The 24,567-nt window shown below is 47.5% G+C and carries 26 protein-coding genes; 11 read left to right on the top strand and 15 right to left on the bottom strand.

Annotated features, from left to right (window positions below):
• Positions 1–13 precede the first annotated feature (13 nt).
• Positions 14–916 (top strand): EamA family transporter RarD, encoded by a 903-nt coding sequence (gene rarD / locus C8D85_RS06910; RefSeq protein WP_133561028.1) that lies wholly within the window; start codon positions 14–16, stop codon positions 914–916.
• Between the two features lie 28 nt (positions 917–944).
• Here the strand turns inward: rarD and C8D85_RS06905 are convergent, their stop codons facing one another.
• Positions 945–1,670 carry a sulfite exporter TauE/SafE family protein gene (locus tag C8D85_RS06905; RefSeq protein ID WP_133561026.1) on the bottom strand — a complete coding sequence of 242 codons (726 nt, stop codon included), beginning with the start codon at positions 1,668–1,670 and terminating at the stop codon, positions 945–947.
• A gap of 111 nt (positions 1,671–1,781) precedes the next feature.
• On the opposite strand from C8D85_RS06905, the gene C8D85_RS06900 reads away from it, so the two are divergent.
• On the top strand, positions 1,782–2,681 hold the full coding sequence (locus tag C8D85_RS06900; RefSeq protein WP_133561023.1) for a LysR family transcriptional regulator: 900 nt from the start codon (positions 1,782–1,784) through the stop codon (positions 2,679–2,681).
• Here the strand turns inward: C8D85_RS06900 and C8D85_RS06895 are convergent.
• Complete coding sequence (locus C8D85_RS06895; protein ID WP_133561021.1) at positions 2,647–3,525, bottom strand: LysR family transcriptional regulator; 879 nt, start codon at positions 3,523–3,525, stop codon at positions 2,647–2,649. The genes C8D85_RS06900 and C8D85_RS06895 overlap by 35 nt on opposite strands.
• Positions 3,526–3,641: 116 nt before the next feature.
• On the opposite strand from C8D85_RS06895, the gene C8D85_RS06890 reads away from it, so the two are divergent.
• Complete coding sequence (locus C8D85_RS06890; protein ID WP_133561019.1) at positions 3,642–4,295, top strand: glutathione S-transferase family protein; 654 nt, start codon at positions 3,642–3,644, stop codon at positions 4,293–4,295.
• On the opposite strand, the gene ypfH is transcribed toward C8D85_RS06890, so the two are convergent.
• Complete coding sequence (gene ypfH, locus C8D85_RS06885; protein ID WP_162847555.1) at positions 4,292–4,909, bottom strand: esterase; 618 nt, start codon at positions 4,907–4,909, stop codon at positions 4,292–4,294. The two genes, C8D85_RS06890 and ypfH, sit on opposite strands and share 4 nt — an antisense overlap.
• Before the next feature lie 142 nt (positions 4,910–5,051).
• The gene (locus tag C8D85_RS06880; protein ID WP_133561015.1) at positions 5,052–5,825 is read right to left on the bottom strand and encodes a pyrroline-5-carboxylate reductase; all 774 of its coding nucleotides are present in this window, start codon (positions 5,823–5,825) and stop codon (positions 5,052–5,054) included.
• A gap of 209 nt (positions 5,826–6,034) precedes the next feature.
• Between C8D85_RS06880 and C8D85_RS06875 the strand changes: the two genes are divergently transcribed.
• Positions 6,035–6,526: a hypothetical protein gene (locus C8D85_RS06875; RefSeq protein ID WP_211342150.1), complete on the top strand. Its 492-nt coding sequence runs from the start codon at positions 6,035–6,037 to the stop codon at positions 6,524–6,526.
• Here C8D85_RS06875 and C8D85_RS06870 read toward each other — a convergent pair.
• Entirely contained in the window at positions 6,486–7,778 is a 1,293-nt protein-coding gene (locus tag C8D85_RS06870; RefSeq protein ID WP_133561013.1) for an NAD(P)/FAD-dependent oxidoreductase, read from the bottom strand. The two genes, C8D85_RS06875 and C8D85_RS06870, sit on opposite strands and share 41 nt — an antisense overlap.
• A 20-nt stretch (positions 7,779–7,798) precedes the next feature.
• Positions 7,799–8,752, bottom strand: a complete 954-nt coding sequence (lhpI, locus tag C8D85_RS06865; RefSeq protein WP_133561010.1) for a bifunctional Delta(1)-pyrroline-2-carboxylate/Delta(1)-piperideine-2-carboxylate reductase — start codon at positions 8,750–8,752, stop codon at positions 7,799–7,801.
• A gap of 151 nt (positions 8,753–8,903) precedes the next feature.
• Here lhpI and C8D85_RS06860 point away from each other — a divergent pair, with 151 nt between their 5' ends.
• Positions 8,904–9,707, top strand: a complete 804-nt coding sequence (locus C8D85_RS06860) for an AraC family transcriptional regulator (protein ID WP_133561008.1) — start codon at positions 8,904–8,906, stop codon at positions 9,705–9,707.
• A 7-nt stretch (positions 9,708–9,714) separates the two neighbouring features.
• Here the strand turns inward: C8D85_RS06860 and C8D85_RS06855 are convergent, their stop codons facing one another.
• Together C8D85_RS06855 and C8D85_RS06850 are read right to left on the bottom strand one after the other, a co-directional pair.
• Positions 9,715–10,653, bottom strand: a complete 939-nt coding sequence (locus C8D85_RS06855) for a DMT family transporter (protein ID WP_133561006.1) — start codon at positions 10,651–10,653, stop codon at positions 9,715–9,717.
• A gap of 96 nt (positions 10,654–10,749) precedes the next feature.
• Entirely contained in the window at positions 10,750–11,463 is a 714-nt protein-coding gene (locus C8D85_RS06850) for a helix-turn-helix domain-containing protein (RefSeq protein WP_133561004.1), read from the bottom strand.
• Positions 11,464–11,607: 144 nt separating this feature from the next.
• Between C8D85_RS06850 and C8D85_RS06845 the strand changes: the two genes are divergently transcribed.
• Positions 11,608–12,651 (top strand): hypothetical protein, encoded by a 1,044-nt coding sequence (locus C8D85_RS06845; RefSeq protein WP_133561002.1) that lies wholly within the window; start codon positions 11,608–11,610, stop codon positions 12,649–12,651.
• 11 nt (positions 12,652–12,662) lie between these two features.
• On the opposite strand, the gene C8D85_RS06840 is transcribed toward C8D85_RS06845, so the two are convergent.
• Together C8D85_RS06840 and C8D85_RS06835 are read right to left on the bottom strand one after the other, a co-directional pair.
• Positions 12,663–13,583, bottom strand: coding sequence for a sensor domain-containing diguanylate cyclase (locus C8D85_RS06840; protein ID WP_162847554.1), 921 nt, complete (start codon positions 13,581–13,583; stop codon positions 12,663–12,665).
• Between the two features lie 242 nt (positions 13,584–13,825).
• On the bottom strand, positions 13,826–14,956 hold the full coding sequence (locus tag C8D85_RS06835) for a Gfo/Idh/MocA family protein (RefSeq protein ID WP_133560997.1): 1,131 nt from the start codon (positions 14,954–14,956) through the stop codon (positions 13,826–13,828).
• A 114-nt stretch (positions 14,957–15,070) separates the two neighbouring features.
• On the opposite strand from C8D85_RS06835, the gene C8D85_RS06830 reads away from it, so the two are divergent.
• The 3 genes from C8D85_RS06830 to C8D85_RS06820 all read left to right on the top strand — a co-directional run bounded on the left by C8D85_RS06830 (position 15,071) and on the right by C8D85_RS06820 (position 18,979).
• The gene (locus C8D85_RS06830) at positions 15,071–15,901 is read left to right on the top strand and encodes an AraC family transcriptional regulator (RefSeq protein WP_133560995.1); all 831 of its coding nucleotides are present in this window, start codon (positions 15,071–15,073) and stop codon (positions 15,899–15,901) included.
• A gap of 102 nt (positions 15,902–16,003) precedes the next feature.
• On the top strand, positions 16,004–17,989 hold the full coding sequence (locus tag C8D85_RS06825) for a methyl-accepting chemotaxis protein (RefSeq protein WP_133560992.1): 1,986 nt from the start codon (positions 16,004–16,006) through the stop codon (positions 17,987–17,989).
• A 108-nt stretch (positions 17,990–18,097) separates the two neighbouring features.
• The gene (locus C8D85_RS06820) at positions 18,098–18,979 is read left to right on the top strand and encodes an NAD(P)-dependent oxidoreductase (protein ID WP_133560990.1); all 882 of its coding nucleotides are present in this window, start codon (positions 18,098–18,100) and stop codon (positions 18,977–18,979) included.
• A gap of 6 nt (positions 18,980–18,985) precedes the next feature.
• On the opposite strand, the gene C8D85_RS06815 is transcribed toward C8D85_RS06820, so the two are convergent.
• On the bottom strand, positions 18,986–19,741 hold the full coding sequence (locus C8D85_RS06815; protein ID WP_133560988.1) for a DUF481 domain-containing protein: 756 nt from the start codon (positions 19,739–19,741) through the stop codon (positions 18,986–18,988).
• 210 nt (positions 19,742–19,951) lie between these two features.
• Between C8D85_RS06815 and C8D85_RS06810 the strand changes: the two genes are divergently transcribed.
• The gene (locus C8D85_RS06810) at positions 19,952–20,464 is read left to right on the top strand and encodes a YgjP-like metallopeptidase domain-containing protein (protein ID WP_266099393.1); all 513 of its coding nucleotides are present in this window, start codon (positions 19,952–19,954) and stop codon (positions 20,462–20,464) included.
• 5 nt (positions 20,465–20,469) lie between these two features.
• Here C8D85_RS06810 and C8D85_RS06805 read toward each other — a convergent pair whose 3' ends face one another.
• The 3 genes from C8D85_RS06805 to C8D85_RS06795 all read right to left on the bottom strand — a co-directional run bounded on the left by C8D85_RS06805 (position 20,470) and on the right by C8D85_RS06795 (position 22,932).
• Positions 20,470–20,823 (bottom strand): FlxA-like family protein, encoded by a 354-nt coding sequence (locus tag C8D85_RS06805; RefSeq protein ID WP_162847553.1) that lies wholly within the window; start codon positions 20,821–20,823, stop codon positions 20,470–20,472.
• A 130-nt stretch (positions 20,824–20,953) separates the two neighbouring features.
• Positions 20,954–21,787: a glutathione-dependent disulfide-bond oxidoreductase gene (gene yghU, locus C8D85_RS06800; RefSeq protein ID WP_133561841.1), complete on the bottom strand. Its 834-nt coding sequence runs from the start codon at positions 21,785–21,787 to the stop codon at positions 20,954–20,956.
• A gap of 146 nt (positions 21,788–21,933) precedes the next feature.
• A complete protein-coding gene (locus tag C8D85_RS06795; protein ID WP_133560984.1) occupies positions 21,934–22,932 on the bottom strand; it encodes a branched-chain amino acid aminotransferase in 999 nt (332 codons plus the stop codon).
• A gap of 265 nt (positions 22,933–23,197) precedes the next feature.
• Between C8D85_RS06795 and C8D85_RS06790 the strand changes: the two genes are divergently transcribed.
• The gene (locus C8D85_RS06790) at positions 23,198–23,515 is read left to right on the top strand and encodes a hypothetical protein (protein ID WP_133560981.1); all 318 of its coding nucleotides are present in this window, start codon (positions 23,198–23,200) and stop codon (positions 23,513–23,515) included.
• Positions 23,516–23,592: 77 nt separating this feature from the next.
• Here C8D85_RS06790 and C8D85_RS06785 read toward each other — a convergent pair whose 3' ends face one another.
• Positions 23,593–24,552, bottom strand: coding sequence for a class 1 fructose-bisphosphatase (locus C8D85_RS06785; protein ID WP_133560979.1), 960 nt, complete (start codon positions 24,550–24,552; stop codon positions 23,593–23,595).
• Positions 24,553–24,567 lie beyond the last annotated feature (15 nt).

The raw sequence follows: 24,567 nt of genomic DNA, 5'->3' as shown, positions 1-24,567 counted from the left end.
AGAAGAATGCATTATGGATCAGTCGACAAAAACGGGTATTTTCTACGGGCTTACAGCATACGTATGGTGGGCGATCGCGCCGATTTACTTCAAAGCCGTATCTGACATTGGGGCGCTAGATATTTTGGCACATCGCGTTATTTGGTCATGCGTGATTGTTGTATTGCTGATTGCGGCAATGGGCAAATTGAGTGTTTTGGTCAATGTGCTACGTTCTCCCAAAAAGCTACTGGCACTGTTTGTCTCAACGGCATTGATCGCCGCTAACTGGGGAACGTTCATTTATGCCGTGAACAGTGATCAAATGCTCAGTGCAAGTCTTGGTTATTACATCAATCCTTTGGTCAGTATCATTATTGGCATGGTCTTTTTTCAAGACAAACTTGATCGCCCGCGCAAGCTGGCTGCCGCTTTGTGTGTGGTAGCCGTTGTCTTTGAAATCGTACAATTTGGCCGCCTACCTTGGATTACTTTAGTACTCGCTTTCAGCTTTGGTTTTTATGGCTTGGTCCGTAAGAAACTGGCAGTTGATAGCTTTACTGGCATGGCATTGGAGACGGGACTTATGCTGCCGTTTGCGGCACTGCAGCTGTTGTGGTCGACCGACCCCCAGAGCAATATGTTTAACAACGAAATGGGCTTAAATATCCTCTTATTTGCAGCAGGTCCGATCACCATGGTACCACTTATGTTATTTGCCGCCGCGGCGAACCGCGTTAGCTTAGTGACGCTTGGCTTCTTTCAATATATTGCTCCAAGCGGCATCTTTTTACTGGCGGTTTTTGTTTACGGTGAAACCTTCACCAGCGATAAGCTGATAACCTTTGGTTTAATTTGGAGTGCTTTACTTATTCTTATGTTGGACTCGCTACGCAAACTTCGTAAACGTCCAGAAGTTATCGCTCCCACCGCATAAAAGAAGGCCAGTCAATGCTGGCCTTCTTTTATGAAAACAACATCAGCTTCATCGCTGCGATGGTCGACATAATTCGAATCAACCATTTAAAGTGAACGGGCTTAACGTGCTTCAAGAAGTGGTAGCCGATAACCGCACCAACGAGTAACCCTGGTATAGCGTAGGCACTGATGGTGAGACTTTCTTGTGTTAGTAAGCCAAGGCTTAAATACATGGGCAGTTTCACGAGGTTGATAATGAAGAATCCCCAAGCTCGGGTGCTGACGTAGCTGTCTTTACTGAGTTTTTGTTCGAGCAAAAATAAGCTGAACAGCGGTCCTGCGGCATTGGCAATCATACTGACTAAACCGCCAGCAAAGCCCATAGAGTAGGCGGTAATCGGCTTTTGCATAAAGGTTGCCGGACGTGCATCCAGATATAAGCCCAGTGCAATCATGGCAATGATGATGCCACCCAGCAAAGCGACGAACTGGTCGGCATTGATACCAGATAACAGTTGCGCTCCGACAAACACCCCCAAGAAACCTAAAGGTAAGAAGCGCGCCAGAACAGGCCAAGAAATATGTTTGCGATAACTGTAAACGGCCATGACGTCGGTAATGATATAAAGCGGTAACAGCACCCCAAGTGACTCAGGTCCAGGAAAGGCAATCATGACGATTGGCAGTACCAGCAGCCCCATGCCACCGACAGAGAATTTAGAGAAGCCGGTGATTAAACCAGCGATAAACATCACCACTAATGCGGTTGTCACAATGGTCCCCCTTGTTGATTCGAAAGTGTTACTTGATTGGCTATAGAATAGCGTCAATAATGAAATAAAAATAATTTCATTTTTTGATTATCATGAAAGGAAAAGCCAATCATGAAATTGGATCAGCTAAGAGCGTTTATCGCTGTAGTAGAAAGTGGTAGCTTTCGTGCTGCGGCGGAGGCCATTCATAAGACGCAGCCCAGTGTCAGTGCCGCTGTCAAAGCGTTGGAAGAACAGTATGGTATTGTGCTGTTGGATCGTGACAGCTATCGCCCAACTCTGACGGCTCAAGGTAACGCCTTTTTCAAACAAAGTAAGAAGCTGTTGTTGCAGGTAAATCAACTTGAGCATCTAGGACATCACCTCGCCCAAGGGGAAGAGCAACAGCCACTCAGACTTTGCATTAGTCAAATGAGTTTGACCGAGCCCATTGTACGGATATTAAAGGACTTCGAAGAGACGCACCCTAATATCGCCCTTGAGCTGACCACCGACCACTTAAACGGCGTGCAAGAACATCTTATTAAAGACAAATCTGACATTGCTATTGGGCCAAGCTATGGCCTCGATGACCGCCATGTCTTTGTTGAAGTGGGAAAGTTGGAAATGACCTGTGTTGTTCACCCTGAATTACTGCCCGAGCTTCAAGCAGGTGCCCAGAAGGTGAAGCAACAAGCGCTCTACTCTCTACCCCAGATCTTAGTCAGTCGAACGGCGGAAGATCAAGAGCACCGTTTTATTCTGCCAACTGGGAAGCGCTGGCATGTGAACGATTTCCAAGCGAAAAAGACCTTAGTTCAAGCAGGAATGGGTTGGGCACGTATGCCCAACTATATGATCAAAGATTCTTTAGAAGAAGGGCGTCTGGTGCGTATGGATGTCGAGAACTTTAGTTCCCACAGCCAATTTCCCCTATTTATGATTCGTCTACGCAACCAAACACTGAGTCACGAAGCCAATGTGTTTTGGCGCTTTGTTAAAGCGGCGCTAAAACCTTCTCTGGAGTCTTAGGAGCTATATCTTCTTGCTGAAATGCCGTACTGATAATGGCCGCCAGATGAGCGCCAAAAGCAGGGTGTGGAACCGGTGCTACTGACAAGACAATATCCACCGCAGGTAAGGGGGGCAATGTGTGATCTTGGAGAATTGTTAAACCAGCAGAGACACTTGAGATTGCCATGGCGCTAATTCCAATGCCGCGTTTTAAAATGCTCTTGATCGCGGTTGCGCTGGAGGAGCTGGCCATTAAGGTGTAAGCGCGAGCTTGTTTCTCCATGCCATCGATGGCGGCACTGTGAAATTTACAATCAGGTTCATACAACACCAGTGGTAGTGGTGTCACATTCATGTCTTGGCCACCATGCACCCAGACGCCTTTGTCATGCTTTAACAAATAGCCTTCTTCGGCATCGGGTGCACGCGTTAAAATGGCGACGTCGACTTTGCCTTGGTCCATCATCAAACGTAGCTGTGTGCTGCAGTCGCAGACCACTTTTATAGTTTGCTGCGGAAGTTTATCGCGAATCAGCGCCACCACGTCAGGCAGCACAGACTCTGCATAATCATCAGGACAGCCAACAATTAATGGACGATGCTGCACAGAGTGTTTGAAGTGGCTAATAGCTTCATCGTGAAGTGATAAGATGCGTCGCGCATAACTCACCAGCTCTTGGCCCCGCTCTGTTAGAGCAACGTTGCGGCCGCTTTTGGAAAATAACGCTTGCCCCGTCTCCTCTTCGAGCTTTTTCATTTGCATACTGATCGCACTTTGCGAACGATAGGTTTGCATGGCGGCGCGTGTGAAGCTGCCAGTATCGACAAAGGCGACAAAACTGCGTAACGCATCAATATCCATGGGTTATCCATTCATTAGAAAAACGAAAGTGATTCATTAAAACTATTCGTTAGTCAAATGAATAGCAAGGGCGCACAATCAAATCTCTTCATACCACTTGCTAAGGAATTGCCCACATGAAACTGATCATTGCCAACAAAAACTATTCTTCATGGTCCCTACGCGGTTGGCTGGCGCTGAAAGCGTTCGACGTCCCATTTGAGGAAATCAAGCTGTCGCTTTTTACAGAAGACTTTTACAACACCTTATCTTTGTATAGTCCTGTGCAGAAGGTGCCGGTATTGGTCGATGGTGATTTGAGTGTATGGGATTCTTTGGCGATTGCTGAGTACGTCAATGAGACCTATTTATCAGGAAAAGGCTGGCCTGCTGAACCGAAAAAGCGCGCCTTAGCTCGTTCAGTGGTTGCTGAAATGCACAGTGGTTACAGCGCACTGCGTAATGAAATGCCGATGAATTGTCGAGCGAAGCGCAAAATCGAATTGTCCCAACGGGCACAGCAAGATCTCGAAAACATCAGCCACCTATGGGAAAAGCTGAGATCGCAGCATCAAGACCAAGGGCCGTATTTGTTCGGTGAGTTCAGCTTGGCCGACGCGTTTTTTGCACCGGTTGCTTTCCGCTTTGTCACCTACGGCATTGAGTTAGAAGGTGTCGCTAAAGACTATCATCAAGCGATGCTTAACCACCCCGCGATGCAAGAGTGGTTAGCGGATGCACTGACTGAAACCGATGTCGTTGAAGAAGATGAAGCGGGCGAGCCGGTTTAACTGCGCAATATCTCCAACAAGCGCACAGACTCTTCGTGGTTGATGCTGTGCGCTAATCCGTCAAAGGTATCCAATGTAGTGCTGGCGCCTAGTGCTTCAAGCCAGTCATGACCTTGAATTGCGTGTTGGACGGGCATGACTTTATCGGCATTGCCATGCAGAAAGTGGACGTTGCTTGGAGCTGGGTTGTGCTGTGGTGCTTTGGCAAATCGTCCTGATAAGGACACGACGTGTTTGGCTAGCGGTGTCTCTATCAGTTGTGTGGACGACAATGACATGATGGCCCCTTGTGAGAAGCCAATAATGGCGGTGTCATTCACTTCGACTTTGGCGGTGTTTTGCCAAAAACGAATCTTGTCTGCAAAGTGTGGCATTTCGACTTTGATTCGATCTAGGCGGTTCTCTTCATTTATGTCTTTGATTGAAAACCACTGCAGCCCTTCTCCTAAGTCAAATGGATGAGGGGCGGCCACTGATACCACCATGGCACGATCCAATGAGTCTGCTAGCCATCTCCCTAGAGTCATTAAACTTTCAGGACGAGAGCCAACACCGTGAAACAGTAGAATGAGACGGCTGGCGATAACGGGCTTTTGAATCACGATGTCTGGCATAAGGGGCTCCATACTTGAATGGCGCTACGTTAAAAGATATTAATTCGTGAATAAATACGGTATTCACGAATACACTATTACAAAAAAGTGAATAATCTTTTTGGAACCAAAACCAAGCAATAGGTTCCTTATCGCCGTACTTTTATTTCGCGCCTTGTAAACGAGCTTTCAAACTGTCGAGTGCCGCAATCAAGGCGTCTTTGCCTCCTTGCTGGGTGAAGATGTTTACGGCTTGCTCATTTAAACCACCAGGCGTGCAATGCTCTGGCACTTGATCGGCAAAAGGCTGCTCTGTGTGGTTAAGAGCGGTGTGGTTTAGACCTTTAAACAGCGCAGCAAAATACCGTTGCGCGCTTTCTTGTGGAGTGCCTTCATTGGTCATCCATTCCGACAAGGTTGCTAATGATTCGAAATAAATGCCCATAGTGGCGCTGGCAACCGCGTAACGATCAAACTCGTCTTCGGTTTCTGCAGTAATGACTGTCCCTATGGCGTTGAATAATGTCTCTGCGGTTTGCTGTCTTGGATAAATAGCCGTGACGCCAAGGCGCTGAGCGACAAAGGGAAGAGGAATTGCTCGGCATAGATTCACGTCTTGACCAAACCATTGCTGCAAGGTTGTGTGAGTGAGTGTCGCAATTAGGCTGATCACTACCTTATTTAAAGGAATCTGAAGTCCAGCTAGTACTTCTTCAGCAATTTGTGGGCGTACCGCGAGCACAATGACATCGGATTGGTCGATGATCATTTGGTTGTCGTCCAACACCTGAACGTTAGAAAAGTCGACGGCGAGTTTTGCGGAAAGTGCATGACTGCGACGGCTAACGCAGACCTGCTCAATCGTCAGTTCGCTGGCAAATAAGCCACGAATGCAGGCTTCAGAAATGACTCCCGTACCAATAAAACCTAATTTCATGTGATGTCCTTTTTGTATGAAGTAGCGGTGTTTGTTATCTCACAGACGATTCTTGCAATTCAAGGCTTGCGCAATCGTTATGGCTTTGTAAAGAAAGCCAAATCAGTTTTGTCTCTGAGGAAGGATTCAGGCATTCAAGGGAACGCTCTGGCGAAGTTTGCTGACGTTGATTAGTTTGTAAAGACATTCAGTAATCAAAGGATCGGTGCATGAGTGCAACCATTCAAAAAATCTTCGCCAAGGCGTTATCGTTGTTGTTTTTCATTTTAGCGGCCATGGTCTGTGGTAGCAGTTTGATGACTGCGGTGTCGCAACATCAGTCTGGCCAAGAGTTAACCCAGACCCTTATTCAAGTGATTAACTCGAATATTATTGCCATCGCTGTCTTCGAATTGGCGATGGTGATTAACAAAGAATACGGCAACAAAAATGAGCATGATGTAATCATTATGCTGCGTCGTACTTTGCCCCGATTTATCAGTACCGTGTGTGTGGCTCTTTCCCTTGAGGGACTGATTATGGTGATCAAATACAGCCAAGCCGACATGGCGGGTAACTTATATTACCCTGTGGCCATAGTCGGCAGTGCCGCGTTTTTGTTGCTCGCACTAGGTGTATTTCTGCATTACGTGCCTTGCGACACAGCCCCCAAAGTGGCGGCTAAAACCGGTCAACCCGATAAGGACGAAGTGCTACGCTAGTTGGGCGCTTCGCCACTTTTTGTAATAACAGCTCTGCAGTGATGGCTGCTTGAGTAACACCTAAGTGCTGATGTCCGAAGGCGAAGCTTAAACATGGGAATCGAGGGTGCTGATCGATGATCGGCAAAGAGTCAGGCAATGTGGGGCGATGTCCCATCCATTCTGATGCTTGTGCTTCCTCAGGAGTGAACAGCTTCGGCAACAGGGCTTTGGTATGCTTTCGTAATACACTAAAACGCTTTTCGATCGGAGGCAGTTCAGTGCCACCGATCTCGCTCATACCGACTACCCGCAGGCCGCTGTTGAGAGGTGACATCACAAAGCGCCGATCTGCTGACAAAATAGTATGTCGAATACGTGCTTGGTCTTTAGGGTAGGTGAGGTGATAGCCCCGTTCCGCTTCCAATGGCACGTTAATACCGACTTGCTCAAGTAGGGTTTGTGTCCACGCCCCAGCACACAAACTAACATGATCAAATTTATGGTGGTGTCCTGGGATATGAACCTCAATATGCTGTGTGGCGGCTTGCAGAGACATCACCTTCTCGTTAATGAAATGACCGCCACGCTCTTTAAACGCCTGAAGTAGGGCTTGGCACACTTCGTACGGGTCGGATAAACGATAGATCTCTGGAATGTACACCGCATGGCTTAGTTGCATGGAGAGTTCAGGTTCAAGCTCTGCTAAGCGCTGCCCTTCCACCACTTCACAAGGCACATTGTGTTGCTGCAATTTGCTAGCTAGTTGATGGGCTGCCACCTTCTGACGATCGTCTTCCCAGACCACAAGGTTCCCTGCCTTGATCAGCAAGTGTGCATGGCCGATGTCGGCTAAGGTTCGTTGCCATGCGGGCTGGGAGCACTGATTTAAAGCGCTGATGGCTTGTGTGCCAAGAGCGGCTTGCTGAACGCTAGATGCCTTAAGGAACTTTGCATACCAAGGTAAGGCTTTGACCAAATACTTAAATGGAATACACACAGGGCCATCTGGGTTGAGCCAAAGCTTGGGCGCATTTCGCACCGTCGCAGGAGTTGCTAGAGGTTCAATGACTTCGGTGGCTAGGTAGCCAGCATTACCAAAAGAGGCAGCACGCCCTGGTTCATTACCATCTAATAAGGTGACTTGGTAGCCTTGGCGTTGCGCTTCCAACGCCACGCATAGTCCCACCACTCCCGCACCGACGACGGCATAGGTAGGCTTGCCCTGTGACTGAGATAAGGAAAACGGTGTGGCAGATAGTGAGGCACTCATAACAACTCCTTTGGCACAGATTAACGGGTCGCTTCAAACGCCATAATGGCAGCGGCTAGGTCTTCACGAGAGTCGCCTACCGATTTGAATACAGTAATCGCGTCCTCGGCATTTGCCAATGCTTGGCGGCCCTTATGTTGTGTCGAACACAGTTCAGTCAATTCCGCGACAATCTCATCTGCTCGAAAAGCGCCTTCGTTAATCGGTATGATTAAGTCTCCAGTTTCGGCTAATGCTCCGGCTCTCGTGTCGACAAATACATTAGCTTGTTGCAGCACGGCGTTATCGGCTTCTCGCATTGTTGGTGTAAAGCTACCGACTAGATCGATGTGACACCCCGGGCGCAACCATTCTCCTTTTAGAACAGGATCTTTGGCTAAGGTCGCACAGCTAATAATGGCCGCTTGAGCGGCGGTGCTTGCGAGTTCCTGTTCTGTCACCGCGTGGGCATTATGGCCTTGATCACGAAGATCTTGTGCGAATTGCTCCGCTGCGGCGAGGTTTCGATCCCATATCCAGATAGCTTTTATCGGCCTAACGTTCATGTGCGCAGGGACCAAGTAGCGCCCCATACGCCCAGCACCAATCATCAGCAAACTGTCGCTGTCTGGACGCGATAAATACAGTGATGCTAAGGCTGAGGCTGCTGCAGTGCGACGTGCGGTGATAATATTACCGTCCATTTGCGCCAAGGTTTCGCCTGTTTCACCAGAGCTAAGGGTGTACAAGCTTGTTAGTCCTGGCTTGCCTTTCTCATTGTTACCGGGAAATACCGAGACCTGTTTTACGCCAAGATACTTGCCTTCGATCCACGCTGGCATCAATAGTAGGGTGGCTTGCTGGGTGTTAGGTACATCAATGAAATGATGGTGGCGTACGGGGGAATGAACCGCTGTGGTGAAAATCGTCTGCAATGCCTTGATTAGACCAGACCAATCCAAGCTTTGGGTTAATTGTTCTGCGGTTAAGTACATGGTGTGCTCCTTGGTAAATTCATCGTTATGTTGCAGTCAATGCTAGTCTTTAAGGTTGCGCTAGAGTGTTCCGAAACTCTGCCGCTGTTGACCAAAGCTATGCATTTGCTAGGAGACTTGTTATAAAACGTAGACGGTTGGGGAGGAGAATATGCAAAATCATCAAAGTGGAATCCGGCGTGAGCTGATTGCAACGCAGCACGGTGAGCATGTGCATGATTTCGCTCAAATCCTGATTGGCTGGCAAGGAAAGATGACTTGCGAGTTACCCCACGAAACGGGGGCCTTGTCCCGTGGCCGTTTTGCGTTGGCACCTGACCAATTACCGCACCTCTTCTCAGGTGATTCCCAAGACTGTGAGTTATTGGTGGTGGATTTGTCCGCGGATGATCCGACGGTACGATATATTCAAGACAGCACGGGCGTATCCGTGGCAGACCTGTTTCGTCAGCAACACTTATTTTCTACGTTGCCATTGACGTCTTTACCTTGCCTTGAATTTGCAGCAGGGCAATTAGCCAATGCTTCGCCGTTCATGCAACAGCGCATCAATGCGCAGATGTTACCCATGGTTGTATTGCAGGTGGCGGATGCCATGTTAGAACAAGATCGATTATGGCAATCGGTTCAACATCAGCGCTTTAACTCATCAGAGTTTCGCCGCCTGATTGATCAAGCCCCAGAACGACAATGGAGCAATGAATGGCTCGCCCATCACTTTAATATGAGCGAAAGCCATTTCTATACAGTCTGTCAGGCGCAACTTGGCTTAAGTCCACAAAAGTACATATTGCAGCGCAAGCTGCAGCAGGCGCAAACGCTATTGCGTCAGTCATCTTTGCCGGTATCTGTGCTGGCACATCAATTTGGTTTTTCTAGTACCTCAGCGTTTTCCCGAGCATATCGTAAAATGATGGGGCATTCTCCAGCACAAGCCCGAGGCCGTCAGCACTAACAAGCTGCTAAGGTTTTTCCGGAATCGCGCTGGAGGGTTTAGCGGTATAGCTTTGTAGTACCAGACAGGCACCGATTAGAGCCATGCCCAACCACCCGGAGAATCCTAAATGTTCCCCGACGATGGTGACCGCAAAGATTGCTGCTACCACAGGCTCAAACAAGGTGAGTACGGTTGCTGTGCTGGCATGGGTTGTCTTCAAGCCGAATCCAAACAACACATAGCCTAGAAACATCGGCACCGCTGCCATATAAAGTGCCACACTGATGTTATTTATCGAGGCAAATAAATGCTCTCCTGTTAGGGCTAATGACGGTAATAGAATACAAGCGCTCACGACAAACATGCTGCTCATTGAGGCTTTAGAATGAACGCCTTGCTCAATCATATGCTTACCGATCCATGCGTATAAGGCATAGGAGCCACCAGCGACCAACCCAAGAATGATGCCGATAACGGTATCCCATTGACTGTGAGCAGCTTGAGTTGGGGCTGCCTCGGAAAACGCCAGCAGCAAAGTGCCGAGCAAGCCAAAACTTAAGCTGATTAACCAAGTTTTATTAAAAGGGTTCTTTTTGCTGATTAGCCATTCCAATAAGGCTGTGGCAAAAGGCGCACTGCCGATGGTGACAACGGTGCCAATCGCAACCCCTGCTAAATGCATGGCGCTGTAAAAGGTCAGCGGGTAAACGGCAATGCCGAGTGCTCCGCCAACAACATAGGCTTTCAACTGCCATAACTGCTTGGCATCTCGCTGCAAGTTTTTAAGTGCTACCAATGCTTGTAATAGGCCGCCAACGCCCATGGCAAAAGCTCCGATGGCCAATGGGCTAACGTCAGGAGCTAGGCTAGCAACCGTACCGGTCGTGCCCCACAAAAAAGAGGCCAGCAATATGGCAAGATGACCAGTTTGGTGATTAACGTTGTTAATGGAAGCTGTATGCATGGTTCTGCTCTCTGTGTCTTTATGAGAGTTATCATATGAGAAAAAGACACTAAGTGTTGTGCTAAAAAGACGCTCTTGTAGACCGTTAAGATGGAGTTAATGGCGTCCAGACAGCTGGCTTGGGGATAGTCCAAAATGTTGACGAAAGCGACGACTAAAAGCGGATAAGTCATTGTAGCCTACTTGTTCAGCGACTTGCTGGACAGGTAAATCGGAGTGAGTCAGTAGGGCTTTGGCTTTTTCCATCCTTAAACTCGTGATGTAGTGCATTGGGCTTTGCCCTATATCTCGCTTAAAAAGTGTCTTGAATTGGGTGGCGCTTAGGTGGGCCTGTTGCGACAGGATGGTGATATCCAGCGAGTGTGCTAAATGCTCAATAATGTAGGTTTGCGCACGACGAATTCTTGGATCAATTTGATGCCCGAGCGTCTGCTGTGCCAGTAACTGCTCGAACAATTGAAATAGCGTTTGCTCGATATCAGGGTGCACTTGGTGTACGAGTTGCTTTTCAACAAACAGCAAAAAACTTTGCAGTGGCGCGCTGATATCAAAGACCTGTTGCTCACTCTGAGTAAGGTGATCTGGCAGGCTATTCATATCAGCAACGATAAAACGTGCGGCTTCGTCAGCTTTAAAATGGTGCTCTTGTCCCTTTTTAATGACCACGCATTCTCCGACCGAAACGCTGCCACGAAAGTTGGGAATCTCGATCACAATGGCGCCTTGTGTAGGCAGTACCAATTGATGATAAGAGTGGATATGGGTATCCGTGCGTTTGGTGTAGGCGCGAAGGCTTAGTGTATTTTGCATGGTTTCATCGAACAGTTATGAATAAGACGTTTCACTAAGCACAGATTTAGCATCCTGCCAGTTTTATTAGATATAAGTGCTGGTTATTAATTAAACAGTGTTGTGTGCCGATAGCTTCTCTTTGCATGGTTTCACGGAGTGACGATGATGGCAACGAGCAATTTGTCTTTTCAATCTCGATATGAGTATCAAAGAGAGGAGGTCGTAACGCGGCAAGCGGTCAGTGTGACACAAGCTGCTGCGTCTACAGGCGATGCAGCACTGGAGTTAAAAGCTCAAGCAGGCCAGCGCATCATTGCACAGCAGGAGGTGAGCTTTCAGGCGCGAACCGAAGAACTTGGTCTAGACGATGCACAAGAGAGTATTTCGCGTGTCGAAAAGCGCTTTCAGAGCATGATTTCGATCCTTGAGCGGATGTTTGGTGTGAAAATATCCCTATATGATGCCTCAGAACTTGAGGGGGCTGGAGGCGGCCAAAGTGAGCCTTCAGCCAACAGTGGTTCGAAACAAGGGCAAGTGCGTCAAACCGCCATGGCCATGCGAGAGTATCATCAGATAACGGAACAAGAGTCCAGCTATGTAGGTATACAAGGGCGGCTTGAGCTCAATGATGGCCGATCATTGAATGTCGACTTTAGCCTGGATATGTCTCGTTCTCGCTACGAAGAGTTCTATGGTGAGATTTCATTCACAGGCCGTAATGTGGATCCATTGGTCGTGAATTTAAATGGTAACGCCGCACAGTTAACCAATCAGCGCGTTAGCTTTGACCTTGATGGCGACGGAGTAGAGGAGCAGGTTGCATTTGCCAGCGGGGACTCGGCGTTTTTAGCCATTGATAAAAATGGCAATGGTAGCATCGATGATGGCTCTGAGTTATTTGGCCCCCAATCAGGCAGTGGCTTTGCTGACCTTGCTCAATACGACAGCAATCAAGATGGCCTGATCGATAGTCTTGACGATATCTGGCAAGAGTTAGTTCTAGTGCAGCGAGATGAACAAGGAAATGAAAGCTTGTTAAGTTTAAGTGATGCGGGCATTCGTGCCTTTGTACTAGAGCGAACCAGTTCCCCATTCAGCCTTTTCAACGACCAGGGTGAGCGTACAGGCATCATTCGAGAAACTGGTCTTTATATCAAAGATGATGGCTCGATCGATAGTCTGCAGCATGTGGATTTGGTTGTGTAACCGTTTAGCGATCAAGATGTGATGACGCGCACGCAATTGCGCCCATTGCCTTTGGCTTCGTACATTGCTTCATCTGCTCGATTAAAGACACCGTGTAAGTCATCGTTAAGCTGAGAAGAGGTAACGCCAAAACTTGCTGTAATATTGTTCAGGCCACCCGCGGAGCGGCTTTCGAGTTCGGTGCGAAGATTCTCGGCTGTGCTTTGTGCGGTATCTGGCGCGGTGTTGGGTAAAAGGATGATGAATTCCTCACCGCCCCATCTGGCAATACTGGCGGGCTCATCAACAGTCTCTTTCATCAACTGGGCAACATCTTCAAGTACTCTATCGCCTACTAGGTGACCGTGTTCGTCATTTATGGATTTGAAGCGATCAATGTCCATGAGTATTAAAGAAAGCTGCTCTGACGCGTTTTGTGCATGTTGAATAGCTTTGTTAAGACGGTAAGTAAATTCACGTTTGTTGAGCAAGCCTGTTAATGGATCTGTCGAGATTAGCTCTTGCATCTTTTCATCTTTCAGCTTTTGCTCAGTGGTGTCTCGGCAAATGCATAGCAGCAACCGTTCATTTTGATAAAACGTGGCGTTACTGCTGATTTCAACATGAATGATGTTTCGATCTTTGCGGATGTGTCGCGTTTCAAAGGTAACGCCGTCAGCATCGATGCTGGAAAGCAGCCCAAGAATGGTTTCCTTATCAAGATCCGCATCCCAGTCCCAGACACCAAGTTGATATGTTTGCTCCCGTGTATAGCCAAGCAACTCAACGAACGCTTGGTTGGCGTCTACAACCTCCCCCTTCATATTAATCAATACGATGGCTTCGCGAGAGTTTTCAAACAGAAAATGCCAAATAGACATTTCCTGGCGAATCTGTTTCTTTGTGCTGTCCTTTGCGATTTGTGAAAAGTCCTTTGGCGTCGACGCAGTCATAGAGGCATCCAGCAAACCGTTTGTTTCATTATAGAGCATAGTCTTTGCATTGCTTGATAAGGCTATCATCGACAAAGCATAGGAGTGTAGACTTTTTGTAATAGAAGCGGTTGAAAGGTGGGTGCGAAACGTTTCCGAATCCGCTAAGCTAAAGAAATGTGGCGCTTGCCAGGTTACTTGGGGAGCGCTGCATAAGTGCGTGCGACGGGTGCTCTGTGCTCGTTCGCACGCCATTATGTTTATTAGTCGTTGTTGATCGACACCCAGCGACTTTCTTTGTGAGAAAGCTCTACTGCATCGCAAACCGCATTGACAGCACAGGCTGCACGAAAATCAGGCCAAAGAGGTGCATCTTGAGCAATCCCTTCCACTAAATCTCTTATCTCGACGGCTTTCATGTCGTTATAGCCAAGCCCATGGCCTGCCGAAACACAAAAGTGGCGGTAATCTGGGTGCTCTGGCCCTGTTAGAATACGACGAAATCCCTGTCTGTTCGAGGCATCTGTGGCGGTATACAGTTGCAGCTCAGAGAGGCGTTCTTGGTCGTAAACCAAGGTGCCTTTGGTGCCGGTTACTTCCAGCCATAAACCATTTTTACGTCCCCATGCGATGCGCGAGGACTCTAAAGTGCCGATTGCACCATTGGCAAAGCGAATCATCATGTGTACCTGATCGTCGTTTTCTACCATGCCCACTTCACCAGTTTTATCCGCAATCGGTCGCGTGTTATGTACCGTTTGTAGATCGGCGCAAACCTGCGTAATGGGAGCAACCAGATAGTGCGCCATATTAATAATATGAGATCCCATGTCACCAAGCGTCCCTGAACCCGAAAACTGACGCTTTAAGCGCCATGAAAACGGGGTATTGGCATCAGCGAGGTAGTCTTCATTGAAGGTACCGCGAAAGTGGACCACTTCTCCAATCTCGCCACGCTCAATGATTTCTTTAGCCAATTGAATGGTTGGGTTTTTTGTATAGTTGAAACCTACTAGCGTTTTAATGCCCGCTTGTTCCGCAGCAAGAGTCATCTCCATGGCATCTTGAGCGTTGAGCGCCAATGGCTTTTCTGAATAAACATGTTTTCCTGCGGCAATCGCCGCCAGTGCCATTTCTTTATGTAAGTGGTTAGGAGCACAAATGTCTACAACATCGATATCAGGATCGTTGATAATGTCATGCCAGTCTCCTGTTGATCGATGAAATCCCAGCAGCTTCGCTTGAGACTCAGCCTGTTCAGGGGTGATGTCTGCGACCATCTCACAGATAATCTGACGGCTAAGAGGGAAAACGGCAGCAGCGGTCTGAAAGGCTATAGCATGGGCTTTTCCCATATAGCCAGTGCCAATTAAGCCAATTCTTATTGCGTTCATGAAGGTTACCTCGTTATTTTTATTGTCGTATTGCTCGTATATTAAGTTGCTGGTTTAGGGCTTCTTGTTATGTGTATAAGGTAAAGTTGCTGTGAAAAAGGGTACATATCTGGAATGCAGGAAAATTTGTCTGAAATACTGATTGAGGAAATCAAAGAGGTGTACTTTGGCCAAGTGCACTATCCAGCAGGCGGCACACATGGACCTCGTATCCAGCGAGGTATTCAATTATTTCACCTGATTAGTGGTGCTGTGACATTTGATATAGAAGGCCAGCTAATTGCTTTGAAGCCAGGTGATATGTGTCTCTTATTGCCTGGGCAACAAGAGTATCACCGCTTTAGCGATACCGAAGAGAGTCAGCATTCATGGTGTCAGTTTGATTTCGAAACTAGGCCAGAACACTTGAACGCATGGCTCAAACAGGGGCCTACGGTGGTGCAATGTAATAATGATATGGAGCGCTTTATGGCCCTTGGTTTATCGCTCACTCGAACTCTGGAGTTATCGGTTCAGCCGACATTGCAGGCTTTAGGGTTATCGTTGCTTCGTTATTTCATGGCCTTGCCTGCATCCATGAGTGTTAATGAGCAGCACCTAGCTCCTCCTTCAAGGGCTATTCGTTCAGCATGTGATTATATGAAGGCCAATCTGAGCAATAGTATGGGGCTTGTGGATGTGGCTGAGCACAGCCATGTCACTGTGAATCATTTAATTGTCCTGTTTCGACAACATTTAGGGCTGACGCCAAGCCGCTATCTGTGGCAGCTGCGGACCCATCACGCTGCATTATTATTGCGGCGTACTAGTCTTCCGATTGCCCAAGTGGCGGAGCAATCCGGCTTTTCATCGGCATTTCATTTTTCACGTGTCTTTAAGCAGCATTATAACTTGTCTCCTAAGCAGTTTCGTTTCACGGCTCAACAAGAGTCAGGTCATAGTTAGGCGAGGGTTGCCAATATTAGATATACCTTTGCAAAGCCTTTGTGCTAAAACTTAATAAGACCATGAACTTGGAAGCCCTTTTCAGAAGCAAAGGAGACCGCAATGCCCGCACTGAAGATACGTCAGAAGATTAGTCTAGGTTTGATTGCGATATTCGTACTCGCGATGGTGGTGGTTTACGCCGTTGTTGAAGGGAAAGTGAAAGCGGATTTGATTGCTGAGCGTCAGAGTCAAATAGATGTCAATCAACAAAGCCTAGTGGAACTGTTAGGGGCCACACTCAATCAAGTGCAGCTGATGACTAGCTCTATTGCATTGGCCGCGACACAGTTGCCAGAAGATGTTGAAATGTACAAGCAGGTGCTTCCCCCCTTGATTGATAATCATGGAGACAGCAGCATCGCTGGGGGTGGTATTTGGCCAGAGCCCAATGCGTTCACGCCAGGAGTTGAGCGTCGAAGTTTCTTCTGGGCGCGCTCTGGGAGCGGTTTAGAACTCCTCGAAGATTACAATGATCCCAATGGTACGGGTTATCACAACGAAGGTTGGTACACTGTTGGGCGTAATGCCGCAATTAATCAATGTGCATGGTCGGAAGCCTACACAGACCCAGTTTCGAAAGTGCCAATGGTCACTTGTACCATCCCAATCAGAGAAAAGGGACGCTTCTCTGGTGTTGCTACCGTGGACATGATGTTGGATGGCATCACTGATATTTTGGAGCAATATGGGGAAGAGAACCAAGGTTATGTATTTGCTCTAGATGCCCAAGGCCAGATGCTTAGCTTCCCTAAAGCGGCAGCAAGTATCGTTAACTCAGATGATAGCATTGTTACCGCAGACGAATTGGCGCAGCAATTAAGCTGGTTGGCACCAGCGTTACTGGCAGCGAAACAATCAGGTGCTGGGGTCATTGAGTTAAAGCATGATGAGATTCTTGGTCAATCGGCTTTTGTGGATTTGATCAAAGAGCCACAAACAGGCTGGACGATTGGCTTGGTTGTGCCAAAGGGTGTGATGACCGAAGTGGCTGGAAGTATGAGTCTGTTTTTGATGCTTGCTCTAGGTGGCTTGCTGATCCTAGTGAGTATCGTGGCATTGTTCTTCTTCCGAAGTTTGTTGTCTCGTATCGAGCATACAACTGGTCAAATTCAAGGGCTGGTATCGGGTAATGTTGAGCAAGAGTTGGTGATCTTTAAGCAAGATGAGATTGGCGAGTTACGCCAGTCTGTAAATGCTTATGGGGCCAAACTGAAATCTCTGTTAGCGAGCATTCATCAAGAATCCGCCAAGCTGGTTGACGATGCGAGTCAACTTAAAACTTTTAGTAACGAGTTCCTAAACAAAGCTAACAGCCTGAGCGATGAAAACCATATGTTGGCTGCTGCAACCGAAGAGTTTGGCGCAACCTCCGCGGATGTGGCCATGTATTCCAATGAAACCAAAGAGACTGTCGAGCGCATCCACTTAGACGTTCGTGCTAGTGGGGAAGAGATGCAAGGGGTAATCCAAACCATGCGTTCGCTTGCACAAACCATGAATCGCGCCGAACAGAATATCTTGAAGTTAGACGAAGACAGTCGCAAAGCCCATGGCATGTTAAGCGTCATTCGTGACATCGCGGAGCAGACGAATTTGCTGGCGCTAAATGCTGCGATTGAAGCTGCGCGTGCGGGTGAAACAGGACGTGGTTTCGCTGTTGTTGCGGATGAAGTACGTAATCTGGCCGCTAAAAGTGAAAGCTCTGCAGTAGAAATTGAGCAAATCCTTAATCGACTGCAAGAGGCTTCAAAAGAATCAGTTGATTCTATGTCGACTGGCCAAGCGGAAACCGATAAAGCGGTGAACAATGCTGAATCAACGGCTAGCCACTTACAAGATGTTGTGAATGCATTCTCGCAGATTACCGATCAAGCGACACAAATCTCGGTTGCTGCGAACGAGCAACAGAAGGTTTCCCATGACTTGACCGAGTTTGTATCTAGGTTACAGTCTTTAACCAGCAGTAATGCAGACGACTCCAGTCATTTGAGTCAGATGAGTGAAGAGATCGAGGCCATCGCGAAGCGTCTGAATGCCTTGAAATAATCGTGCAGTCTGTCGTTCAATAAACCCGCTTTTGCGGGTTTATTTTATGGCATCAAGTACATTTTTGATAAACCAAATACACCACCAACAATAAGAGAGGGCGACAGCATGAAAGTCAGTTTTTTGGGACTAGGGACAATGGGCTACCCAATGGCAGGTCATGTAAGTAAAGCTGGCCATGAGGTTGTGGTATACAACCGTACAGCAAGTAAAGCACAGCGTTGGTTGGAGCAATATTCAGGTAGCATGGCAGAGACGCCTGCATTGGCCGCGAAAGACGCAGACATCGTACTAACCTGCGTGGGTAATGATAATGACCTGCGTGAGTTGTATTTAGGTGAGCAAGGCGCCTTATCAACGGCTCGTCCTGGGACGCTGTTTATCGATCACACCACAGCATCGGCTGAAGTAGCAAAGGAATTGGCAGCAGCCATTCATGAGAAAGGTTGCTCCTTTCTCGATGCCCCAGTGTCTGGTGGGCAAGCGGGTGCAGAAAACGGAGTCCTGACGGTGATGATTGGTGGTGCTCAAGAGAACATTGAGCGTGCTAGTTCTGTGCTGACCTGTTTTGCGAAAGCTTATACCCGTATGGGAGATATTGGTGCAGGGCAGCTCGCGAAAATGGTTAACCAAATTCTGATTGGTGGTGTACTAAGTGGTCTATCTGAAGGCATTCGCTTTGCTCAAAAAGCCGGACTCGACATTGATACACTAGTCGAAACACTGAAGTATGGGGCAGCCGGTTCTTGGCAATTGGAAAACCGTGGTGCCACTATGGCGAAAGACGAATTTGATTTTGGCTTTGCCATTGAATGGATGCATAAGGACTTAGGCATTGCCTTGGCGCAAGCGGAGAAAATGGGAATTGAATTACCTCACACCCAAGGAGTCGATCAAGATTACGTTGCGTTGATTGAAGAGGGGCGTGGGCGACAAGACACGTCAGTATTGATAAAGGCCTTGGATAAACGTAACCAAGGCCAATCTTAGCCAAATCTAGAACGAATACAGAACCGATGCCGTGGTTTCGGTGTCGGTCGTATCGGTATCTGATGGCACATCCGATGTGTATTTAACTCGGTAAGCCAATTTCATCGCCAGATTGTCGACGATGTTGGCTTGCAATGCTGATACGGACTCGTTAACGGTATTGCCACCGCTGGTGCTGATCTCGCTGGTCAGCTCCTGTCGAAAGAGTGAGTTTGCCGTGAAGTGTTTCTCAAAAGTGCCTGCAATACGGACAAAAGTACCTCGGTCTGACTCGCCATCTGCCGCCGCATCTTTATCAATAGCAAAGTCGCGGTAGCCTACTCCAGTAGAGGCTTCTAGATACGAGCCATCTTTTGCTTGCCAAAAGCGGTTACCATAACCTGTTGAAACGGAGCTTTTGCTTCGGTAGCCCGAGAAGCGATCTTTCTCATACGCGCCACGAACAAACCAAAACTGTTCGGTATCAAACTTATAGTTACTTTGTAGGCTACCAGCGTATTTCTCAGCTGTGGTATCGCTGTCTGAGCTGCTATATAGCGAGCTCAAGCTGTAATCAGTACGCCATTGAATCGATTCTTGTGTTAGTCCTAGGCGACCATTGATATTGTTTGTATCGCTGTTGCCAGAGGTGGATACAAAGCCCAGTTCAGCAGAGCCAGACCATTTGTCCTTGTTGCTATCTAGGTCGACATCGGTGTCGGCGAAGGCGAGAGGCGCGGCGATTGATACCGCAATGATGGATGGAAAAATAAGGGATCTCATTAGCAACCTCGTTGGCGTGTCATTGGGAATCATTTGAAATTATCACAGCCAACTTGCATGCCCGATAGGTGTGTGGGAAGTTACTCGGTTTGATCTTAATTCCCCTAACTATTTGAAAATTGCTTAAGCTAAGTTTGCAATCTCGAATGAGGCGCGGCATCGTTAGGGGGCCATCAATCAATGCTTAGCAATGGATAAGAAGAGAGTTTTTTGTCAGAAATCAAACAATATTTAGGTCATTACAGCGCAGATTTGCAAGCGCAAGTACAAAGTATGCTGGACGCGGAAAAGACCGCTGCTTGGCTCTTGAATAAGTACCCGTCGCCACACAGTTTGAGTAGTGAAAAAACGCTTTATCAGTTTGTGCAAGAACTGAAGCGTGAATACATGCGCAGCGCCGCCCCGATTAATAAGGTGCTTTACGACGATAAGCTGCACGTGATTCATAATGCTTTAGGGCTGCATACTTTTGTATCCAGAGTGCAGGGCAAAAAGCTGAAAGCGAAAAATGAAATACGAGTCGCAGCATTGTTTCGCCATGTGCCGGAACCTTTTTTGCGCATGATTGTGGCTCATGAGCTGGCACATCTTCGAGAAAAAGAGCACAACAAAGCGTTTTATAAACTCTGCCAGCATATGGCGCCAGATTATCATCAGCTTGAGTTTGAAGTGAGGGTATACCTTTGCCATAGAGACCGTTTTGGGGATCTGTGGCTACCTTAAAGGCACTACGCGTAAGTATCCAATGTTTGTCCTAATGGATCTTCTGGATCTTTCTCGGTAGTTGATTCGTCACTGTCTTTGGAGGCCTCTTTGGCTTCCTCTTGTTGGGCTTTTTTAGCTTCTTGCATTTGCAGCTGAGCAATTTGTTGTTGCAGCATTTGGATCTGTTGCTGTAGTAGCTCAGCTTGCTCGGTATCTTCTTCGGTCTTGTCGGTGCTGGTAGTGATATCAGTGAGCTCTTCTTGAAGCGTTTTGACTTTTTCTTCGAGAGCTTCAATTCTAGATGAGGTGGATGAAGTTTGTGTTGAGCGGCTGCTTTGTTGGGCAATACTGCTCAAATCCATTGAAATGCTACTCATGAATAACCTCCTGAAGAAAAGACGGCAGCGACAATGACTGCGATTCATCTAATTATCGACAGTTCTTCAGGAGGGTTTAGGCTCTTTACGTAACTTTACACTAGTTGATTTGATCAACTATGTGTGGCGGCTAGTCCAAGTCTGCTGCGCTATGGCGCTCCTTGATGCCGTTTTCTCCCCAATGGTTGACTCGTATGCCCCGTTTAACAGCAGGGCGTTCGGCAATCATTTTTGCCCAGCGCTGTACGTATTGGTATTCGCCAACGTCTAGGAATTCAGCCGCACCGTAAAGGTCGCCCAACACTAACTTGCCATACCAAGGCCAAATGGCCATATCGGCAATTGAGTATTCGTCGCCTGCCATGTATTTATTTTCCGCTAAGTGTTTATTTAGCACATCTAGTTGGCGTTTAGCCTCCATGGTGTAGCGTTCGATTGGGTACTCTTGCTTAAACGGTGCGTACACATAGAAGTGACCGAAACCGCCACCTAAGAATGGCGCAGAGCCCATTTGCCACATCAACCAATTTCGGCACTCGGTTTTAGCTTTGATATCCTTAGGAATAAACACATCGTGCTTTTCTGCTAAGTATTGCAGGATAGAGCCGGATTCAAACAGTCGCAGCGGTGGGTTCACGCTGGTGTCAACCATGGCAGGAATTTTGGAGTTCGGGTTGATCTCAACAAAGCCGGATGAAAATTGCTGGCCTTCACCGATATTGATCATGTAGGCATCGTATTCAGCCTCATTAATACCAAGGGCCAATAGTTCTTCTAAAAGGATGGTGACCTTTTGTCCATTTGGGGTAGCAAGGGAGTGCAATTGCAGCGGGTGCTCACCTTGTGGCAGCTCTTTTTCATGGGTTGCACCAGCGTAAGGGCGATTGGTTTTTGACCATTGTTGGGTCTTTTCAGCATCCCATTTCCAAACTTTATCAGGTGTGTATTCGTTTTCAGAACTCATCATAGACTCCTTAATTATTTTGCCTACATAGGTTATATGGCGCTCAAGCGATAACCTCAAGGCTCGAAAAAGGAGACTGTGTGCAAACAAAAAAGCCAGCGACTGAATCAGGCGCTGGCTTTTTGCCGGTCAATGAATGATCGATATTAAGCGATCTTAGTCAACCAACCGTGAGTGTCCGGTGCTTTGCCCCATTGAATATCATTCAGCGCTTGGCGAAGTTTTTGTGCCATAGGGCCCACTTCACCATTGCCTACTTGGATGTCTTCACCATTGTGGATCAAAGTGCCAACAGAAGTCAGAACCGCTGCGGTGCCAGAAAGCATGGCTTCAACGCCTGGTTTCTTAGCACGCTCTAGAAGTTCCTCTACTGATACTTCACGTTCGGAAACCGTCATACCTAGATCTTTCGCAATCTGTAGGATACTTGAACGTGTTACACCGTGTAGGAAGCTTGAATCCAACGCTTTGGTGATGATTTCGTTGCCATCAACGATGAGAAAGTTAGCCGCGCCTGTTTCAGTGATGTAGCCGTTCGGACAGAACAATACTTGGTCTGCTTGGAACTTCTCTTTGGCTTCGAGCGTAGGAGCTAGGGCACTTGCGTAGTTACCACCGCTCTTGATCATACCCATATGCGGTGCACAACGTTGGCCCGTTTCGTCTAGTAGTAAACGAAGCGCGCGTGCTCCGCCAGCGAAGTAATCACCTACTGGAGATAATAGAACATACATCAAAGATGAATCAGAAGGCGCTGCGGCTTTACCGACGGCTGCTTCGGTACCAATGTGTGTTGGACGGATGTACATAGAGCCCGGAGGCGTTGGTACGTCTGCTGCATACTCTGCAACGATGTCAGAAATCATCTGCGTCAGTTGCTCTTTATTCACTTCTGGAAGTGACAACAAGCGGCTGCTCTGTGCGAAACGCTCGACGTTTTGGTCCATTCGAAAGACGTGCACGCTGCCGTCTTCGTGACGGAATGCTTTCAAGCCTTCAAAACAAGTGCTTGAGTAATGCAAAACGTGTGCACCTGGGTGTAGAGAGATGCTGTCAGAAGCAACGATCTGGGATTCAGACCATTGATTGTTTTCGAATGTTGCTAATGCCATTTTCGGCATAAACACGCTACCAAAAGCCGCCATTATGATTTCCTACTGAATGAAATTGCGAAAAAATGTGTGCGATTAAGTTTGGCCAGGCGATTTGAATGGATGTCCAAGACTTAATTGCAAAATACTAAAACAGAATAGCCCGCTAAGAAAGCGAGTTTCGAAGAATAACCTGTGCACTACGACTAATTGTTCACATAACTAGCTGATGTTGGGGTTATGTCAGCTCCTGATGCAAAAGTTCAGCAAAACTCTGGGGATCTGACTATGCTGAAGAAAACAACAACAGGAGCGCAGTATGAAATTCGGATTAGTCGATCGCCAAGGGTATGTTCCGGATATGAATTACGGTGAAGCGGGCCAAGAGTTGGCGTGCTTTGTGCCAACGGATTACCGTTTTGAGCAAGTGTCTTATGTTAATGGAGAAGGTGAGGTAAGAGTCGATGGCCATAATTGGCGCTTCTTTTTCACTCAAGAAGGGATTGGTGTCGAGCTAATGGGCGGCATTGTGACTTTAAACGAAGCTCAGAAATTCCTACAAGATGTGAAGTCCCATATTTGGGGTGATAAACACCAGCAAGTACAAATCTTCTTATCCGGTGCTGCGCCAGATTGATCCATGGATAAGGTTCATTGTTTTGAACGAAAAAGACCGACTAAATTAGTCGGTCTTTTGCTATTCCAAAGTTAGTGTTAATAACTTAAACACTTATCCACTTCGTTTGCAGCACCTAGGACCACTGCAACGCGTTGGTGAATACCTTCTGGTTGAATGTCCAAAATACGATCCGTATGGGTGAAAGCTTTACCGCCAGCTTGTTCAAGTAGCATACCCATAGGGTTAGCTTCGTACATCAAACGCAGCTTGCCAGGCTTGTTTGGATCTTTCTTATCCCAAGGGTAAATAAAGATACCGCCACGACAAAGGATACGGTGAACATCACCCACCATAGCCGCTACCCAACGCATATTGAAGTTCTTAGCGCGTGGGCCGTCTTTGCCTGCAACCAAGTCATTCACGTAATTTTGCATCGCTTCTGACCAGAAGCGTTGATTAGACATATTAATCGCGAACTCTTGCGTCTCGTTGTCCACTTTTACGTTTTCACGAGTTAGAATAAATTCGCCTTGCTCCACATCCAAAGTAAACATGTTCACACCGTTACCAGTTGTGAACACCAACATCGTCGATGGACCATAAAGCACATAGCCTGCCGCGACTTGGTTTTTACCTGGCTGTAGGAAGTCTGCTTCCGTTGCAGGCTCACTACCTACCTGATGGTAGATGGAGAAAATGGTTCCTACCATTGAGTTAATGTCGATGTTTGAAGAGCCATCCAGTGGATCAAAGGCAATCAAATATTCGCCATCAGTGTTGGCAGGGACGATGTCGTCCTCTTCTTCGGACGCAATAGCGCGTACCGCAGGAGAGGCCAGCAAAGCACTTTTAAGCATGTTGTTAGAGATCACATCCAGTTTCTTTTGTTCTTCCCCTTGAACGTTCTCGTTACCAGCCATTCCTAGGATGCCGGCTAGCGAACCTTTTTTCAGTGCGCTGGAGATATCGATACAAGTTTGGGTTGTGACTAACAGTACTTCCTGCAATGATGCGCTAGAGGCATCGGACGCAAGGAACTGAGATAAGCTTTGCATGGCAAGGGTCCTTTT

Source organism: Marinomonas communis, assembly GCF_004363305.1.
GTDB lineage: Bacteria > Pseudomonadota > Gammaproteobacteria > Pseudomonadales > Marinomonadaceae > Marinomonas > Marinomonas communis.
Note: the sequence above shows the minus strand (reverse complement) of the source record. Positions and strands in the feature narration are given on the sequence as shown.